An 18022-nucleotide genomic window follows, 5' to 3' on the forward strand; every position below is an offset into this window, starting at 1 on the left:
CGGTGCCTCATGTTCAACACCCGCTTGAAGCAGGAGCTGTCGGCTCTTCGCGAAGAATTGTCCAGCCTGCAGCAGGTCAAGGAGAGCCTGGAAAGCGAAATGCTGTGCCTGACGCTGGATCCCGAGGGCCGGGTTGAATGGGCAAACGCCAACTTCCTGCAGGAACTGGCGTATCAGAACGGCCAGCTGCTGGGGCGCCCGATCGAAGACCTGGTGCCGGCCCATGTGCGCAAGGATGAATTCCAGCAGCGCTTCAGGAACGCCCTGGTACGTGGCGAACACTTCGCGGGCACCGTGCGCCTGATGCGCGGCAATGGCCAGGAAGCCTGGTTGCGCTCGATTGTGCAGCCGGTGCGCAGTTCCGAGGGGCACATCAAGCATTTTTCGATTTATTCCAGCGACCTCACCCGCACCATCGAGGCCTCCCGCGAGCATGAAAACCTGATCACCGCGCTGGTGCGTTCCACGGCAGTGATCGAGTTCGACCTCGGTGGCCACGTGCTGACCGCGAACGATCGGTTCCTCAGCGGCATGGGTTACAGCCTGGCGCAGATCCAGGGCAAACATCACCGCATGTTCTGTGAGCCGGAGGAATACAACAGCACCGAGTACCAGGACTTCTGGAAGCGCCTGAACGCCGGTGAGTTCGTCGCGGCACGCTTCAAGCGGGTGGACAGCCATGGCCGTCTGGTGTGGCTGGAAGCTACGTACAACCCGGTGCTGGATGCCACCGACCGGCTGTACAAAGTGGTCAAGTTCGCCACGGTGATCACTGACCAGGTCAATCAGGAACAGGCGGTCGCCGAGGCGGCCAACATTGCCTACAGCACCTCGCTGCAAACCGACAACAGTGCCCAGCGCGGTACGACGGTCGTGACCCAGGCCGTGGATGTGATGCGCGACCTGGCCAAGCACATGCAGCAGGCCGGCGAAGGCATCGAGGCGCTGAACGCGCAATCCCAGGTGATCGGCTCCATCGTCAAGACCATCAGCGGCATTGCCGAGCAGACCAACCTGCTGGCGCTCAACGCCGCCATCGAAGCGGCGCGCGCCGGCGAGCAGGGCCGTGGTTTTGCCGTGGTGGCCGATGAAGTGCGGCAGTTGGCATCGCGGACCAGCAAGGCGACCGAAGAAATTGTCGGCGTGGTGCGTCAGAACCAGGACATGGCCCGCGATGCGGTGACCCTGATGACCGACGGCCGCCTGCAAGCCGAGCAAGGCCTGGCGCTGGCCGCCGAAGCGGGCACGGTGATCGTGGAAATCCAGGACGGCGCCCAGAAAGTGGTCAGCGCGGTGGGCCAGTTCGCCAACCAACTGTCGAGTTGAGCGTAGGGCTTCAGGTATCGTAGGTTCTTTCTTGCACGAAGAGTCGACCTTCCATGAGCCCTACCCACCGTCGCGCCGTTCCGCTGTCCAAGGCCTACCGCTTGCTCAACCACGGCCCCACCGTGCTGGTGAGCGCCGCGCACAATGGCCAGCGCAATATCATGGCCGCTGCCTGGGCCATGCCGCTGGATTTCGAACCGCCCAAGGTCGCGGTGGTGTTGGACAAAGCCACCTGGACCCGACAACTGCTGGAAGGCGCCGGTACCTTTGTACTCCAGGTGCCTTGTGCAGCCCAGGCCGACCTTGTGCAAACGGTGGGCAACATCACAGGTTCCGAGACTGACAAATTCGCCACCTACGGCCTGCAGGTCTTCAACGGCGAACACACCGAAGCGCCGTTGCTGGAAGGCTGCGTGGCCTGGCTGGAGTGTCGCCTGCTGCCCGAGCCTCACAACCAGCAGACCTACGATCTGTTTCTGGGTGAAGTGGTCGCGGCCTATGCCGACGAGCGCGTCTTCAGCGACGGTCACTGGCACTTCGAAGGGCACGATGAACTGCGCACCCTGCACCATGTGGCGGGCGGGAACTTCCTCACGATCGGCCAGCCCATCATCGGCAAAACCCTGCCCTGACAGGCCCTTGTAGGTGCCGGCTTGCCGGCGATGGCGTCCTAACGTTCAACGTACCTTTCATTGGCCGCATCGCCGGCAAGCCGGCTCCTACAGGGTTACCATTTCGCCTGGCTCAGGGCTTCGGCGAAGGCCATCAGCTTGGGCGAGCGGATAAACCAGCGATATGCGGGTCAGCGGGCCTGGAAGCGGTCTGACATCTTCACCCAGCGCGATGGCGGCATGCCGTAGGTGCTGCGAAATTGCCGGGTCATGTGGCTCTGGTCGGTAAAACCGGCGGTCAACGCGGCGTCCACCAGCGATTGGCCCTGGGCCAGCAGGCTGCGCACCAGGTCCAGGCGGCGCATGGTCAGGTAGCGGTAGGGGCTGGTGCCGAACAGCAAGCGAAAATCCCGCGACAGGGCCCAGCGATCGCGACCGGCGTGGTCGGCCATTTCATCCAGGGTGATGCTGCGGCCCAAGGCGCTGTGGATAAACTCCCGGGCGCGCTCGGCGGCGACGTAATCGAAGGTCTTGCGGCTGACGATCCCGCCGGAGACGTTGTTGAGGGCGTGGGCCAGTTCGAACAGGGCGTCCTGTTCCTGCAGCGGGTCGATGGGGTTATCCAGGTTCTGCAGCAGCACTTCGCTGGCGCGGAACAGCCGTGGGTCGGTGGATAAACCATTGGGGATAAACGGCAACGGCCGGCCGCCGAGGATTTGCTGGATCAGCGCCGGCTCGACGTAAATCATCCGGTATTTGAAGCCCTCGTCGCTGCCGGCATGGCCGTCATGGGTTTCATCGGGGTGAAGCACCATGGTCGTGCCGGGCACGCTGTGGATCATGTCGCCGCGATAATGAAAGCTCTGCACGCCAGTCAAGGTGCGGCCGATGGCATAGGTGTCATGGCGATGCGGGTCGAAGGCAAAGCCGGCAAAGTACGCCTCGATACGGTCCAGGCCACTGGCATGCGGCGCGCGGTGCAGCCAGTCGAGGGTGGCGGTGGGTTTGCCCATGGTGACTTGTCACGAAAAATAGAGATGGAAACACGTTAACCCAGTCTGCATTCCTTGTCTGCCGGGGTCTTGTACGATTGTGCAGGGCAGGGTCGAGGCCTATGATCGCCGTTCGTGACTTGTGCTGATGGAGCTGCCCCTCATGGAATTTTTCAGTCCCGCCTACGTGGCGCCCCTGGTTTCGCTGGCCCTGCTGTGGACGGTGGCGGTGGTGACGCCTGGCCCCAACTTTTTCAACACGGCGCAATTGGCTGCCAGCTGTTCGCGTCGGCATGGCGTGGTGGCGTCAGTCGGTGTGGCCACGGGCACGGTCATGTGGGGGCTGGCGGGTGGCCTGGGCATCAAGTCGCTGTTTACGGCGGCGCCGATGCTGTACCTGGCGTTCAAGATCATTGGCGGCTGCTACCTGATTTACCTCGGGTTGAAACTGTTCAAGCGCTCGGCGCCGAGCATGGGCCAGAACGTGTTGCCGGATGAAGCCCGGCGCTCGTTGTTTTCTGCCTGGCGCCTGGGGTTGCTGGGTAACTTGTCCAACCCCAAGGCGGCCTTGTTTGTCGCCACGATCTTCGCGTCCACCATGCCGCCCTCTCCGTCGCCGATGCTGCTGACCCTGGCGGTGATCACCATGGCCACCTTATCGTTCAGTTGGTATTCCAGCGTGGCCCTGGTGTTTTCCAGCGAGCGCATGGCCAATCTCTACAGCCGTTCGCGCAAGTGGCTCGACCGCTTTGCGGGGGGCTGCTACGTACTGTTCGGTGCACATCTGGTGGCGAACCGCTGACGGCCCGTGGTAAGAAACCATACGTTCAACAGTGAGGCCGGGTCATGAGCAAGGTGCGGGTAGGTATTATTTTTGGTGGCCGTTCGGCGGAGCATGAAGTCTCGTTGCAGTCGGCGCGCAATATCGTCGATGCGCTGGATCGTTCACGTTTCGAACCGGTGCTGATCGGCATCGACAAGGCCGGCCACTGGCACCTCAATGACACCTCGAATTTCCTGCTCAACCAGGAAAACCCGGCCCTGATCGCCCTCAACCAGTCCAACCGCGAACTGGCCGTGGTGCCCGGCAAGGCCAGCCAGCAACTGGTGGAAACCTCAGGCGCCGGCCTGCTGGAACATGTCGATGTCATCTTCCCCATCGTCCACGGCACCCTTGGCGAAGACGGCTGCCTGCAAGGCCTGTTGCGCATGGCTGACCTGCCTTTTGTCGGTTCCGACGTGCTTGGTTCGGCAGTGTGCATGGACAAGGACATCAGCAAGCGCCTGCTGCGCGATGCTGGTATTGCCGTGACCCCGTTCATCACCCTGACCCGTAGCAATGCCGCACGTACCGCCTTTGATACGGCGGTGAACAAACTCGGCCTGCCGATGTTCGTCAAACCGGCCAACCAGGGCTCTTCGGTGGGCGTGAGCAAAGTCGGCAACGAAGCCGAATACCTCGCTGCCGTCGAACTGGCCCTGGGTTTTGATGAAAAGGTCTTGGTGGAGTCTGCGGTAAAGGGCCGCGAAATCGAATGCGCCGTGCTGGGCAATGAGAATCCGATTGCCAGCGGTTGTGGCGAGATCGTGGTGAGCAGCGGCTTCTATTCCTACGACAGCAAATACATCGACGACCAGGCCGCCCAGGTGGTGGTGCCGGCTGCTATAAGCCATGCGGCCAGCGAGCGCATTCGCGGGTTGGCCATCGAGGCGTTCGAGGTGCTGGGCTGTTCCGGTCTGGCGCGGGTCGACGTGTTCCTTACCGACGACGGCGAAGTGCTGATCAACGAAATCAACTCGTTGCCCGGCTTCACCCGTATCAGCATGTACCCCAAGCTGTGGCAGGCAGCGGGCATGAGCTACAGCGAGCTGGTGAGCCGCTTGATCGAGCTGGCGCTGGAGCGGCATGCGGGGCGCAAGGGGTTGAAAATCAGCCGGTGATGCGAGCAATCCACGAATAGATCAACGTCTTCATCTCCTCCGGGTAATGCGTCCTGCGGCGGTAGCTGGCAAAGGTGGGGGAGGTGCAGTAAGTGCACACCTCACTCACCTCGATCTGCTCGCGCCGAACGCCCGCCGCTTGCAGCAAGAGCACCCCAAAGCCGCTCAAGTCAAACCAGGCGCTTCCCGTTTGCCTCGCATCGGGCGGGGCAATGTCGGGGCGCAGCAGCGACGCCGGTTGCACATGGCTCCACGGCGCCTGGCCGTCGCGCCACAAGTGGCCCTGGTCAGCTTGAAACCGGGTGATGAACTCCCCGCTCACTTCATAGCAGCACGGCTTGATCGAGGGGCCGATCGCTATCCGCAACTGGTCGATGGCAATCCCTTCAGCGGCAAAACGCTGTATCGCATTCGCCACAATCCCGGCTTGCAGCCCTTTCCAACCGCCGTGCACGGCAGCTACTTTCTCAGCGTTTTTCGAGGCAATCAGGATGGGCAGGCAATCGGCGGTGATCACCGCGATGGGGTGATGCTCACCCGTGCACACCCCGTCAGCCTCGACCGTATTGCTCACTTGGCCCGCTTGCCATTCAATCACTGACGCACTGTGCACTTGCTTGCAGATGAATACGTCTGCCGGGCGCTGCGGATCATTGATCGAACAAAAACCGTGGTCGACGCCAGGGATGGCGCCGAGATTATCTGCCTGTTGCACGAGCGCTATCTCCGTTGATTGAGGTGTTCAGTCGCCGACCGCTTCGCCTTCGCGCCGAGGGTCGGCGCCGCCGCTCAGCGACACTTTGCCCTGGGCATCCCGCGTGCGCACGATGGCCTGGATGCCGCTGGTCATATCGATCTCGCTCAGTGCATGGCCCTTGTCCTTGAGCGCCTGTTTCAGCGAGGGGCTGAACATACCGGTTTCCAGCTCGGTGGCGCCATTGCGACTGCCGAAGTTGGGTAGGTTGATGGCGGCTTGCGGGTCGAGTTTCCAGTCGAGCATCGCCACCAGGGACTTGCTCACGTACTCGATGATCTGTGAGCCGCCAGGTGAACCCACGGTGGCCAGCAACTCGCCGCTCTTGCGGTCGAATACCAGCGTGGGCGCCATGGCCGAACGCGGGCGTTTGCCAGGCTCGACGCGATTGGCCACGGGTTGACCATTTTCTTCAGGGATAAACGAGAAGTCGGTCATCTGGTTGTTGAGCAAGAAACCCTGGACCATCACATGGGAGCCAAATGCGGCTTCCACCGTGGTGGTCATCGACACGGCGCCTCCCAGGTCATCCACGGCCACCACTTGCGAGGTGGAGATGCGCAGCGGCGAGCGGTCCGGCGCATACGCGACCTGGATGCCCGCAGGCACGCCCGGCTTGGCGATGCCCATGCTGCGTTCGCCGATCAGCGCGGCGCGCTTGGCCAGGTAGTCCGGTGCGATGAGGCCGGCAACCGGCACGGGGATAAAGTCGGCGTCGGCGACGTACAGGCCGCGATCGGCGAAGGCCAGGCGCCCGGCTTCGGCCAGCAGGTGCACGGCGTCGGGCGTTGGCTCAAGGCCGGCGGGCGATGAGCTTTTCAGTGGTTGCATCGGTGCGATCGCGAGGTGCGGATCGCGTGCCTCCAGTGCTTGCAAGGTCCCCAGGATCTGCGCGATGGCGATACCGCCTGACGACGGCGGCGGCATGCCACAGACTTTCCATTGCTTGTAGTCGGTGCACAGCGGCATGCGTTCCTTGGCGGTGTAGCCTTTCAGGTCCGCCAGGGACAGGCTGCCTGCGTTGCGATTCCCCTGTACCTTGCTTGCGATTTCCTCGGCAATCGGCCCGTGGTACAGCGCGTCGGGCCCTTCTTTGGCAATGCGTTTGAACACGTTGGCCAGCGCCGGGTTTTTCAACACCGTGCCGGTGGCTTTCGGTGTGCCATCTGCGTTGAGGAAGTACGCCGCCATGTCTGGCGACTGCTGGATGTAGCGGTCAGCCGCGATCAGGCTGTGCAGGCGTGGAGAAATCGCGAAGCCCTGTTCCGCCAACCGGATCGCCGGCTCGAACAGCTTGGCCCATTGCAGGTGGCCGGTCTTCCTGTGTGCCATCTCGAGCGCTCGCAGTACGCCCGGTGTGCCGACTGAACGCCCACCTATCTGCGCCTCGGGAAACGCCATCGGCTTGCCGTTGGCCTTCAGGAACAAGCGCTCGGTGGTCCCGGCCGGGGCGGTTTCACGGCCGTCATAGGCGTGCACGTTTTCCCCATCCCACAGCATGATGAACGCGCCTCCGCCGATGCCGGAGGATTGCGGCTCTACCAGGGTCAGCACGGCCTGCATCGCAACCGCCGCGTCGATCGCCGACCCACCCATGCGCAACATCTCGCGCCCGGCCTCGGCCGCCAATGGGTTGGCGGCGGCAGCCATGTGGCGCTCGGCATGTTGGGGGGTGAGGTCGGTGCGATAACCCGAACCCAGCTCCGGTGCGGGGGGCTGCTCGTTGACAGACGTGTTGCAGGCAGCCAGGGCGAGGGTTGCGGCAAGTACTGACAGTTGACGGCGGGAAATCGAAAACACGGGCTGAACTCCGTTCATTTTGAGAATGATCTGTTGTCCTTGAAGTACTGCTTTTTACAGGGAAAACATGCCTTGCGGGTAGGGCTGCGGACATGAAGTCGCCGTCGTGATGAAGCAGGTGTGGAACCAAAAACAGCAGTTGCCCACTAGACAGCAATGATTGATTCGTTCAGGGGGCATTGCCATGTACAAAGGACCAGACCCGCTATCGACGTTACAGCACGACCGTAGCAAATGGTTGACGGACTGGAGCCAGAAGCTCCCGCCGCGCAATACCCTGCCACGGTTGCCGCCCGTGTCGTTGACCCACAATCAAACGCTGCAACCGACCTCGATGCAGTTCGATGTCCGTCTCAGCGATGGCAAAGTGCACGCCGATACAACACTGGCAGGGCGTGACATCGCCCGTCATCTCAACCAACCGAATAAACACTATGTCACCGATGGTCCTGCTGCAGCCGACACCTACACGCTGCGGATGAAGGATGAGCGTCACTACCTGTTTCATATTCAGTCCACGCCGGCTGTCGTGGCGGTGTTCAAAAGCAGCCTTCCTGATGTGGTCGCCAGCCCTGGACGTGCGCATATAGGGAGCGTCAGCGGTGTTCAAACGACGTTGGAGGGCCAGCAGTTTCGCCTCGAGCGCGGGCGACTGTTTCGCTTTGAACCCCTCGCACTGTCCTGGACGCCCGACGCGGATACCCGTGCTTTCAGCCGCATTGGCCTGACGAAGGAAGGGCAATTGTTGAAAACGCCCAAGGGGTTCGCCGACAGCAGTGTGCAAGGGCGCACGACAGTCTTGCTGAGTCAGGTCCAGGAGGGATCTGTCGTGCATATTCAGGGTGTTGGCACGCAGGTCGTGCACCCGATCGACGAAGCGGGTTCGCCTGTGCAGCTTACGCGTATCGGGTTGTCGGGAAATATCGTGTACGGCGCTACCACGGACGGTGAGCTGGCATGGGCAGACCTGCGTACGGCGGGGGATCAAGCGCTGCCGATGGTCCTGCAATCGGTCGATTCGCTGGAGCGAGCGTTGAAGGGGGCCATCAGCGTGGAGGGGTTCTTCCATGATGACACGGGGCAACTCAATGCCCAGGTTCGCGACGCACGCCAGCAATTGCACAGTGTGCCCTTGGGGGACGCAAACGTTCTTCGTCCGCAGTGGAACCTCAGCGACGTGCTAGTCAAGGGCATCGAGAAAGGCCTGCCTCTGCCCAGCGTGCAGGCGCTGGCGTCGGCGATCGATCTCGGGCAACGGGGCAAGGTTGCACTGGATGCGGGCAATCTGTTGACGTGGGATGGCGCTGCGCAACGCTGGGAAGATGCTGCGCAACCTGGTGTCGAACACCTGGAGCGCGGACTGGATGGCCGCGCTTATGTGCTGCAAGACGGGCAATTGAAGGCCGTGGCTATCAGTCAGGTGCGTGACCCGCTGATTGAAGGCGCCAGTCATGATCTGGCCGCGCTTCCCGCGCCGCACCCGCACGTGTCTCTTGGCGAGGTGCTGGCCGGGGATGGCCACCGGCGCGTTACTGGATTCGCAGTAGCTGACGGCCGCAATTTCGTGACGGTCGATCAGCGTAACCAGCTTCAGGTCCATCAGGAGGTGGGCGCCAGGCCGTTGCAACTCTTGCCCTTGATCGACATAAAAACACTCGCCCTGGATCACGCGGGCAATCTTTATGCACACACGCGGGGCGGCGAATTGTTCAGGGTGGATCGCGATGCCTGGCAAGACGCCCCAGGGAGCGTGCACAGCTGGAGCAAGGTTGAATTGCCGGATCGCCAACCCTTGGCGTCCTTGCGCATGGGCGCCGATCAGCACCTGATTGGCGGCTGGGATAAACAGTTCCATCGACTGGATAATGCCTGCGCCAGTGCACTGGCGTGGGGCCCTGTGCAATCGACGACTCACGTACCGTCACTGGCCGATCAGTTGGCGGGCATGCAGGTACGCACACCGTTACCCGCAAGCGCGCTGTCCGTCGGCAGCAATGTCATGGGGCAATCCCGTGAGGGGGTACCGCTCAAGCGCGATTTTTTCCAAGGGATCAAAGCACATTTTCATCCCTTGGAATCCCTTGGCCAAATGGGAAGGGATATTCAGCACACCTTCAAGGGGCGCCGTGGGTTGGAGGGGGTTTATGCAGACGACAAGCGACTGCATGAACAGCTCAAGCCTCTCGCACAAAGCAAGCCGATTCCTGCTGATCTGCAGGCTCGGCTCACTGTCCTGAACGAGCCTGGGCCACGACAGGTGTTGGCCGGGCAGATTCGCCAAGCGCTGACCGAAGTAGAAGACAGCAGCCAGTCACGTGCACGCCGCCTGGGAGAGGTGCACGGGATAGCGTTCGACCCTCGGCCGACATTGAGCAGGGCAGCGATCAACCCTGGTTCGACGCTGCATCAACTGTATGAGGTGTTCAAAAAAGTCTCGCCCTCGGCGCAGAAGCCGACGGCTGCACTGTTGGCCAACCTGGAGGTGCAGGACCTGGTGCTCCCCGCTTGGAAGCCCGAGCGCAAGCGCGATCCTCGCCACCCCTCGGCACTTATCGAGGGCGACCTGATTCACCATGCGATCACGCTCAAGCAATTGACGGATCTGGCTCAGGCGCTCGACGGTACGTCAGGCCAAAACCCAAATACGCTGGCGCGCATAGAAACGTCTTTGCAGGGCATCATGCAGGCGTTCAAAGACAGTCCTGTGCACACGTTGGCCAGCCAGGGCATCGCCAGTTACGACCAGGCGGAATCGTTGTATGGCAACTTCAAACTGTTGGCCAAGGACCTTGGAACACCAGGTTCGGCCCTTCATTGGCATCTTTCGGGCCTGCTGGGGCTGCCCGCCGATGCTTCCATCAAGGAGGCCATGACGCAGCAGGTACAGCGACTGGGGAGTGGCCAGACCCTGGCGCCCAGCCGAACCCAGGGCAAAAGCCTGGAGTTGATGGTGACGGAGATAAAACCCATCGCCCCCGTGGAGTTCTTTTTGGGCGCTTCCAGGTCCCATACCCACAGCGTGAGTATCAGCCGTACCGACAACGGCGCGCGGGTTGAGATCAGCACAGACGACATGCGGCGACTGGCCGGCTCGCTAGGCTCTGGCATGACGCTGGGGCGAGGGCCGGGGGCGCTGGGACCAGGCTTGAGGGTCGCTGCTGAGCTGACTGCCGCGGTTGCGAAAAATACCGGCTCGAGCATCGGCTTCGACGTGAAGGAGGCCGATTTCGGCAGGATGATGTCGATCCTGACCGGCGAGAACGGTAGCGTCTACGACTTGCTGGCGCTGGGTGACGGGCACGCTGCCGGCAAGAGCTCGAAGCTCAGTGGCGACATCAATCTGGATGCACTCGCGCAATTGCGCCTGATGTACAGCCCGCAGGAAAACATCGCCGAGCTGGACGCAGTGATCCGCGCCGGAATCGGTGTGACGGGCAACCTCAATCTCGCACATGGGGACAAGAGCCAGTCCACCACGCGCACTGCAACAGGCACCAGCCAAGGCACTGCAGGCAGCGTGCAGTTACTCAGGCAGGGCGGTGTGGGCGCCACTATCGTGCCGCTCAGCGCGTTGGCGTTGGGCAGGGGCGAAAGCGGCGGGCCGAGTATGGCGGCGTTTGCGTTGCCGGAGCTTTCGGTCATGGTGAAGTTTGATCGGGGAGAATCCCAGGCCTTCAGTTTTTCCTTCAAGCATCCGCAACCGGTCACTCAGTCGCAGGTCGATGACCTCAAGCGCGCCGTGTCGCTTTATTCGCCGGCGTTCAGGCGTGATCTCGCTGCCACCGAACTGTCGGGATCCACGCCGGATCAACAGGTGGGCACATTGCAGCAGTTTCTCGCGATGCATCCGCCCCTGGCGACAAAGCCGGATGCGTACCATGCCATCCGCCAGGCGCTGGATACGTTGATGACCCAACAGGACCTGGCGAAAAACGGGCTTCGCCAACTGGCATCGGTCGAGTCCTCCGTCACGCGCGTCGGGTTACGGGACGATGGCCGTCATGCCTGGCTGGATGATGTGGCGCCGGCCAACAAAGTGGCCATTGAACAGTGGCTGAAGGACGACCCGCAGTTTGCCCAGGTGTTCGATCAGTTGCAGCACGGCGAGGGCACCTCAGTGAGGCTCGGCATGGAGCTCAAGCCGCAGGTCCTGCGCGCGATAGAGCGTCGCCATCTTGGCGGGGAAAGTACCGAGCCATTGATCAGGCAGGCACTGAGTGATCGTCACAACCTGCGTGTGAAAAACATGAGTTTGAGCTACACCGCCACCCAGTCCCATGGCATGTCGATACCGGCCATGACGAACCTCAGCTTTTCCAGCAGCGCCACGCTGAGTCACACCCATAAGCGCGTCAATGCCGACCTTGAATACGGAATGGATGCCGATAAGCCGTTGCGAATGAACTTGAACGATACGCTGGGCAGCCTGCCGAGCCACGACCTGACCATTGACCTGGCAGACCTGCGCGTGCGGGCACAACACCGGCCTACGTCCTGATTCGTCTCGGCGATTTTCTCCAGGCATAAAAAAAACGGCCTACCTTTCGGTAAGCCGTTTTTAGTACTTGGTGGTACAACGACAACCAGCGAACAGCGATTTCAACATCGTCGAGATCCCAAAGTAGACAGTCGACATCCACACCGGCGATCTCTAGTTCTATGCCGTAATCAATGTCCACTGAGTTCTCCCCGACGCCCCAAGGCCAGTGGGCTAACGCAGCGGTTTTCGGAGGGAAACGCGTATGCCAGCAGGGTTGCGGGTGTGGCCTTTCTGTAACACGACTGCTCGGTGTAACACCTGGTGTTCAGAGATTGCGCATTGCGTGTAACGCTAAATATATTCAATGAAAACAATTGGTTATTGGTTGGCGTAACACGCGTAACACCCGTAACACGATTTTTGAGGGGGTATAGGGTTAACAACTTCATACAACCTTCCCAAATTGACCTTGCACCACATTTCCTGCCTTCAGGGAATCGAGATGGTCGGCGTACCATTGCATCATCTGTGTGCGCTGCTCAAGGTACTGAGCCTTGTTGTAAATCCCTCGAACACCTTGTGCCTTGTGGCTGAGTTGGGCCTCGATATGGTCAGCAGGATAGCCATGCTCGTTGAGGATTGTGCTGGCGATGTGGCGGAAGCCATGACCTGTCTGGCGGCCTTCGTAACCAAGGCGCCGGAGTGCCATAAGGAAAACGGTATCACTTCGAGGTTTGGTGCGGTCGCTTCGACCTGGAAACAGGAGTGGGTAAGCGCCGGTTAGTTGCCGAAGCTCTATCAGTGCTTCCACTGCTTGAGTGCAGAGTGGCACCAGGTGCTCACGACCTTTCTTGCGACCCTTGCGCTCGACTGGAACGGTCCACAGTCTTTTGTCGAAATCGAACTCTACCCATTGTGCCTCTCGGAGTTCGCTGGGGCGTACAGCCATCAGGGTCAACAGCCTCAGGCCGAGCTGAACATCTTTGGCGTGGGGGTAGGAGCGTATCGCTCGAAGTAACCCCGGAAGCTCATCAGGGGGGACGTGGGCGTAGTTCTCTGCTTTTCCCGAGGACAGAAATTTATGCACACCCTCCAACGGGTTGTTGACGGCTCTGCCTGTTACGCGAGCCAGGTCATAGATATCTTTACAGTAGGCCCTTACACGGCTCATCTGCTCCAGAATCCCCTGACGCTCAAGCCCTCTCAGTAGCTCCATCCACTCCATCGACATGATAGAGGTGTAGGGGCGTTTACCGAGCAAGGGGAATACATGGCGTTCGAGTGCGCCAAGTATCCTTTTGGCCGTACCAGCATCCCAGCCGCTCAGGCGAGACGTGTGCCACTCCCTTGCCAATGCTTCAAAGGTATCGTTGGCTGCATCGATCTCGGCGGCTTGGCGAGCTTTCTTGGATGTGATCGGGTTCTTACCTTCCGATGCGTCGGCGCGTAGATCAGCCGCTTTCTGCCGAGCGAAAGCACCGCCCACTTCCGGATAGCCGCCAAGGCCAAGCCACGACCATTTGCCGTCTGGCTTCTTGTAGCGTAACTCCCAAGACTTTTGGCCGTTCGGCTTGACCCTGAAATATAGCCCTGGGCTGTCTAGCTCGCGGTATGCCCCTGCCTCAGGCTCCAGGCTGGAAAGCGTAGTGTCAGCGAGAGGGCGCCGCTTAATATCTGTGCGTTTCATCCTTGTATGCCTTCAGTTCAATTATTTATGAAGCATACACGTGGGCATACACGGTGGGGAAGGATAAGGGTAGATAGAGATGAACAGCCAGAAACAAGAAAGCCCGCACTAGGCGGGCTTCTTGAGGTGATTCATAGACTCCTGTAGACATCTATGGATCGGTACTTGGTGGCTACACAGGGACTTGAACCCCGGACCCCAGCATTATGAATGCTATGCTCTAACCAACTGAGCTATGTAGCCAAGTGGCGCGCATTATTCGCGTAGAACGGCAATGCGTCAAGTATTTATTTTGAATTTTTATCTACGCTTTCAACTGTTTAAGCGAAACGGGCTCGTCTGGCGACGAGTGGTTCGCGATTCAACCGGCCAGGCACCCGAAAAGCCGGGTCGCGTCGGGCAGATATCCCTGCCGCCCAACGCGGGGCCTGACTTTAAGGATACGTCGAGTTGTGCGTCGCGCGTTTAAGCTGCTCGCGTGCCCGTGACAGGCGCGAGCGAACGGTGCCGATAGGTATCGCCAGTGCGTCGGCGGTATCCTGGTAGCTGCCGTCGGTTTCGAGTGAGGCGTACAGCGTCTTGCGCATTTCCATCGGCAGGTGGTCGATGGCGCTCAGGGTTTTTTCCAGGCGACGATTGATCTCGAATTCCCAATCCAGATTGCGATTGTCCTCCTGGCCATGCCACAACGCTTCATCGAATTCGCAATGCACGGGTTTGGCGTACAGGCGCCTGAAGTGATTGCGGATCAGGTTCTGCGCGATGCCGCACATCCACGTGCTGAGGCTGGCATTGCCGCTGAAACGCTCACGGTTTCGCCAGGCTTCCAGGTACGTCAATTGCAGCAGGTCGTCTGCATCTTCCGGGTTGAGTACGCGTTTGTGAATGAAGCGGCGAAGTTTTTTTTGCTGGTCGTCTGTCAGGTGAAGCATGAATTGAGGCGAGCTGCCAACCAGGTGCGCTAAAGCTTCAATAGGGATATTCATGGTTTTTTCCTTGGTGTAGACGCAGTCGAAAGGGTGTCGACGGCAACCCTGTTTGCACTGGCTGTGCCAAAGAAAAATTTCTAATAACTAATTGATTTTTATAGATAAATATCTTGTATTGAAGCGATTTTGTGCAGCGGTTTGCATAGGGCGTCGAAGGCTTGTGCAAGTCTTTTCAATTTTGCTGTGCGATCGTTTATTGATGGAACCGCATGGGCTGGTCTTGCCACACAGGGAAACACTCTTCCTGTTCAGGCGTGTCCATGAAAGTTGAATTCTCCCCCGATGTGCAAACGGTCCGGCAACTGGATCAGCCTGCTGTCAGCCCGACTTCCGCTTCTGCGCCCGTCGTCGGCATGGATGAGCTCGCTCATCTGTTCAGCCAGGAAGTGGACCTCAACAGTCGCGCGCTGAGCGAGAGAACGATTGGCGTGCGTGTGCTCCCGGCCGAGCAGCTTGCGCACATTTATGACCAGTTGGGCCATCCGGCCCAGGCAACCCTGGCGAGCATTTCACGGCGTGTCCGCTGGCAATTGCTGCAGCAGCCCGATGTCGGCAAATTGCTGGAAATTGCTGGTGGTGACCCTGCGCGCGCGTTCGTGGTGCTCAAGTACGTGGCGGCACTGGCAGACACTGAAGTGCGTCCCTCTGAAGCGGCCTTGGCGCGGGACGCCATTGCCAAGCTGGAAGTCCGCTTCAAAGGGCAGATCCAGGCCGGCCTGAACATCGCCGTGGCGTTGCAGGCGGCCAGTGTCGACCCACAGGAGCGCCAGGCGCTGCGTACGCTCTACTACGCCAGTGTGGTTACGCGTCAATCGCTGGCGACGATGATGCAGGCGCTGCTGGATGTGTACGGTGGCGAACGGTTTTCCGACGGGCTCAAGCTGATGCGAAAGGCGTTGGCTGACGATATCGCGGCCAAGGTGTCGTCATTGCCTACACCCTTGCTGCGCACCTTGTTGCTGGGGCTGCAAAGCTGTGGGCAGTTGAGCGGGGTGCTGGCGGGTTGTCACGCGCTGCTCCAGCGCCTGGGCATTGACCATGACGCAGTGAGCCTGTTGCAGCGCCTGCTGGGTTTCGCCGGCACCGGTATTGCCGCGGCTGAAATTCTGCGGCTTGGGGCCGACTTGCTGGGTGATTCGGGTGCCCAACGGTTATCGGCCCTTACCGCGCTTTACCCCTTGGTCCAGCAATTGCCATTGGCGTTATGGCTCGACAGCCGAGTCCGTGAGGAAACCCTGCGCGGCTTCCTGGCGGTGATGGACGAGCTGGATCGGGTCACACGCAGCCCCGCACGTTTTCCCGGTGAGCTGGGAGCCCTGGCGTGACTGCACTTTCGGCCATCAACCGGGTTTTGCTCAAGGTCGCGCAGCGTGCTGAAGTGCTGGGCGCCGTGGTGGTGATGGCCATCGTGTTCATCTTTATCGTGCCGCTGCCCACTTGGCTGGTGGACATTCTGATCGCCCTCAACATCTGCATCTCGTGCCTGCTGATAGTGTTGGCGCTGTACCTGCCGGGCCCCCTGGCGTTCTCGTCGTTCCCGTCGATTCTGCTGTTGACCACCATGTTCCGCCTGGCGCTGTCGATTGCGACGACGCGCTTGATCCTGCTGGAGCAGGACGCCGGTGACATCGTCGAGGCCTTCGGTAATTTCGTGGTCGGCGGCAACCTGGCCGTGGGGATGGTGATCTTCCTGATCCTGACCCTGGTCAATTTCCTGGTGATCACCAAAGGCTCTGAACGGGTGGCCGAGGTGGCGGCGCGTTTCAGCCTGGATGCGATGCCCGGCAAGCAGATGTCCATCGACAGCGACTTGCGTGCCGGCTTGATTGACGGCGTGCAGGCACGGGACAAGCGCGAGCAGTTGTCGCGTGAGAGTCAGTTGTTCGGGGCCATGGACGGCGCCATGAAGTTCGTCAAGGGTGATGCCATTGCGGGCTTGATCATCGTCGTGGTCAACCTGTTGGGCGGGTTCTCCACGGGTATGTTCCAGCACGGCTTGAGCGCCGCCGACTCAATGGCGCTGTACTCGGTGCTGACCATCGGTGACGGCCTGATTGCACAGATTCCGGCGCTGCTGATCTCCCTCACCGCGGGCATGATCATCACCCGCGTGGCGCCGGATGGGCGCAAGGGTGCCAATAACATGGGCGTTGAAATTGCCCGGCAGATGACCAGTGAACCCAAGAGTTGGATGATCGCTTCGGTCGGGATGCTTGCCTTTGCAGGGGTACCCGGCATGCCTACCGGGGTGTTTATCCTGATAGCGCTGATCACGGGTTCCCTGGGGTATTACCTGCTGCGCCAGCGCCAACGACGGGAACAACCCGAAGCTGAAGCCGCCGAAGCGGTGCGTCCCGAAGAGAACGGCCGTGAGGACTTGCGTGGGTTTGATCCTTCAAGGCCCTACCTGCTGCAATTCTCCCCGACGCTGCGCGGGACGCCCGAGGTGACGGATCTCATTCACGCGATTCGCCAGGCGCGAAATGCGTTGGTCGCCAACATCGGGCTGACATTGCCACCGTTCGAAGTGGAACTTGATGACGCGCTGGCCGACGATGAAATGCGCTTTTGTGTGCATGAGGTGCCGATGGTCAAGGCGTCGGTCGTCAGCCATGTGGCGGTTGAGCGTAAGGCGCTGGCGGTAGAGCCTGCGCATGCCCTACCGGGGCTGGCAGAGCGCGATGAACAGGAGTGGGTCTGGCTGGCGCCGGATGACCCGCTGCTCGATGATCCACAGTTGGAACGCTTCACGGCGTCGAGCCTGATCGTTGAGCGCATGAAGCAGGCCATGATGCTCAGCGGACCGCAGTTCCTCGGGGTCCAGGAGAGCAAGTCGATCCTCAGCTGGCTGGAGCACAACCAGCCGGAATTGGTCCAGGAGCTGCAGCGGATCATGCCGCTGTCACGATTTTCAGCGGTATTGCAACGTCTGGCCAGTGAAGGGGTGCCGCTGCGGGCAGTGCGGCTGATTGTCGAGTCGCTGATCGAGTACGGTCAGCATGAGCGTGAACCTGACGCACTCGCCGACTACGCGCGCATTGCGCTCAAGGCTCAGATCTACCACCAGTACAGCGAAACCGACGGTCTGCACGCCTGGTTGCTGTCGCCGCAAGCCGAAAACGTCCTGCGTGAAGCGCTGCGCCAGACCCAGACCGGGGTGTTCTTCGCACTCAGCGACGAACACAGCGCGGCATTGGTCAACTTGCTCAATCAAGCCTTTCCCGTACGCGCCAAACTCAAGAGTGTGATGCTCGTTGCACAGGATTTGCGCAGCCCTCTGCGCGCGTTGTTGCTGGAGGAATTCAACCGCGTACCGGTGCTGTCTTTTGCCGAGCTGGGCAGTACCTCCAAGGTCAAGGTGCTAGGGCGCTTTGACTTGGGCCGGGACGAGTTGATGCGGGGTGCGGTGGCATGAGGGCGAGTCGATGTCCGGCACGGAGGG

The 18022-nt window shown here is 60.6% G+C and carries 11 protein-coding genes, 1 tRNA gene and 2 pseudogenes; 8 read left to right on the top strand and 6 right to left on the bottom strand.

Annotated elements, in window-relative coordinates:
- Positions 1 to 99: 99 nt before the first annotated feature.
- From BM70_RS33935 to BM70_RS0113635, 3 genes and pseudogenes are all read left to right on the top strand, one after another.
- Positions 100 to 786: pseudogene (locus BM70_RS33935) on the top strand (PAS domain-containing protein); the annotation flags it as partial.
- Positions 787 to 894: 108 nt separating this feature from the next.
- Positions 895 to 1326: pseudogene (locus BM70_RS33940) on the top strand (methyl-accepting chemotaxis protein); the annotation flags it as partial.
- A 53-nt stretch (positions 1327 to 1379) separates the two neighbouring features.
- Positions 1380 to 1958 (top strand): flavin reductase family protein, encoded by a 579-nt coding sequence (locus BM70_RS0113635; RefSeq protein WP_025856514.1) that lies wholly within the window; start codon positions 1380 to 1382, stop codon positions 1956 to 1958.
- 170 nt (positions 1959 to 2128) lie between these two features.
- Here the strand turns inward: BM70_RS0113635 and BM70_RS0113640 are convergent, their stop codons facing one another.
- Positions 2129 to 2950, bottom strand: a complete 822-nt coding sequence (locus BM70_RS0113640; protein ID WP_025856515.1) for an AraC family transcriptional regulator — start codon at positions 2948 to 2950, stop codon at positions 2129 to 2131.
- A gap of 142 nt (positions 2951 to 3092) precedes the next feature.
- Here BM70_RS0113640 and BM70_RS0113645 point away from each other — a divergent pair, with 142 nt between their 5' ends.
- Entirely contained in the window at positions 3093 to 3731 is a 639-nt protein-coding gene (locus BM70_RS0113645) for a LysE family transporter (protein WP_025856516.1), read from the top strand.
- Positions 3732 to 3775: 44 nt separating this feature from the next.
- Entirely contained in the window at positions 3776 to 4870 is a 1095-nt protein-coding gene (gene ddlA, locus BM70_RS0113650) for a D-alanine--D-alanine ligase (protein WP_025856517.1), read from the top strand.
- Here the strand turns inward: ddlA and pgeF are convergent.
- Together pgeF and ggt are read right to left on the bottom strand one after the other, a co-directional pair.
- The gene (pgeF, locus tag BM70_RS0113655; RefSeq protein ID WP_025856518.1) at positions 4860 to 5585 is read right to left on the bottom strand and encodes a peptidoglycan editing factor PgeF; all 726 of its coding nucleotides are present in this window, start codon (positions 5583 to 5585) and stop codon (positions 4860 to 4862) included. The two genes, ddlA and pgeF, sit on opposite strands and share 11 nt — an antisense overlap.
- A 27-nt stretch (positions 5586 to 5612) precedes the next feature.
- Positions 5613 to 7442, bottom strand: coding sequence for a gamma-glutamyltransferase (ggt, locus tag BM70_RS0113660; RefSeq protein ID WP_051556760.1), 1830 nt, complete (start codon positions 7440 to 7442; stop codon positions 5613 to 5615).
- Between the two features lie 277 nt (positions 7443 to 7719).
- Between ggt and BM70_RS0113665 the strand changes: the two genes are divergently transcribed.
- Positions 7720 to 11922 (top strand): AvrE-family type 3 secretion system effector, encoded by a 4203-nt coding sequence (locus tag BM70_RS0113665; protein WP_256220904.1) that lies wholly within the window; start codon positions 7720 to 7722, stop codon positions 11920 to 11922.
- Positions 11923 to 12349: 427 nt separating this feature from the next.
- Here BM70_RS0113665 and BM70_RS0113670 read toward each other — a convergent pair whose 3' ends face one another.
- The 3 genes from BM70_RS0113670 to BM70_RS0113680 form a co-directional block, all read right to left on the bottom strand.
- The gene (locus BM70_RS0113670; RefSeq protein ID WP_025856521.1) at positions 12350 to 13591 is read right to left on the bottom strand and encodes a tyrosine-type recombinase/integrase; all 1242 of its coding nucleotides are present in this window, start codon (positions 13589 to 13591) and stop codon (positions 12350 to 12352) included.
- A gap of 166 nt (positions 13592 to 13757) precedes the next feature.
- Positions 13758 to 13834: transfer RNA gene (locus BM70_RS0113675), tRNA-Met, on the bottom strand.
- 191 nt (positions 13835 to 14025) lie between these two features.
- Positions 14026 to 14577: an RNA polymerase sigma factor gene (locus BM70_RS0113680; protein WP_025856522.1), complete on the bottom strand. Its 552-nt coding sequence runs from the start codon at positions 14575 to 14577 to the stop codon at positions 14026 to 14028.
- A 263-nt stretch (positions 14578 to 14840) separates the two neighbouring features.
- Between BM70_RS0113680 and BM70_RS0113685 the strand changes: the two genes are divergently transcribed.
- Both BM70_RS0113685 and sctV read left to right on the top strand, forming a co-directional pair.
- The gene (locus BM70_RS0113685) at positions 14841 to 15905 is read left to right on the top strand and encodes an HrpJ domain-containing protein (RefSeq protein WP_025856523.1); all 1065 of its coding nucleotides are present in this window, start codon (positions 14841 to 14843) and stop codon (positions 15903 to 15905) included.
- The gene (gene sctV, locus BM70_RS0113690; RefSeq protein ID WP_025856524.1) at positions 15902 to 17995 is read left to right on the top strand and encodes a type III secretion system export apparatus subunit SctV; all 2094 of its coding nucleotides are present in this window, start codon (positions 15902 to 15904) and stop codon (positions 17993 to 17995) included. Before BM70_RS0113685 ends, sctV begins: the two co-directional genes overlap by 4 nt.
- The last annotated feature ends 27 nt before the right edge of the window (positions 17996 to 18022 follow it).

The organism is Pseudomonas sp. CHM02, from assembly GCF_000612585.1.
Classification (GTDB): Bacteria; Pseudomonadota; Gammaproteobacteria; order Pseudomonadales; family Pseudomonadaceae; genus Aquipseudomonas.

What these genes read in the sequence shown, in the direction of transcription:
- BM70_RS0113635 (WP_025856514.1), top strand. Translation starts at nt 1,380, where the DNA reads ATGAGCCCTACCCACCGTCGCGCCGTTCCGCTGTCCAAGGCCTACCGC.
- BM70_RS0113640 (WP_025856515.1), bottom strand. Translation starts at nt 2,950, where the DNA reads ATGGGCAAACCCACCGCCACCCTCGACTGGCTGCACCGCGCGCCGCAT.
- BM70_RS0113645 (WP_025856516.1), top strand. Translation starts at nt 3,093, where the DNA reads ATGGAATTTTTCAGTCCCGCCTACGTGGCGCCCCTGGTTTCGCTGGCC.
- ddlA (WP_025856517.1), top strand. Translation starts at nt 3,776, where the DNA reads ATGAGCAAGGTGCGGGTAGGTATTATTTTTGGTGGCCGTTCGGCGGAG.
- ggt (WP_051556760.1), bottom strand. Translation starts at nt 7,442, where the DNA reads ATGAACGGAGTTCAGCCCGTGTTTTCGATTTCCCGCCGTCAACTGTCA.
- BM70_RS0113670 (WP_025856521.1), bottom strand. Translation starts at nt 13,591, where the DNA reads ATGAAACGCACAGATATTAAGCGGCGCCCTCTCGCTGACACTACGCTT.
- BM70_RS0113680 (WP_025856522.1), bottom strand. Translation starts at nt 14,577, where the DNA reads ATGAATATCCCTATTGAAGCTTTAGCGCACCTGGTTGGCAGCTCGCCT.
- BM70_RS0113685 (WP_025856523.1), top strand. Translation starts at nt 14,841, where the DNA reads ATGAAAGTTGAATTCTCCCCCGATGTGCAAACGGTCCGGCAACTGGAT.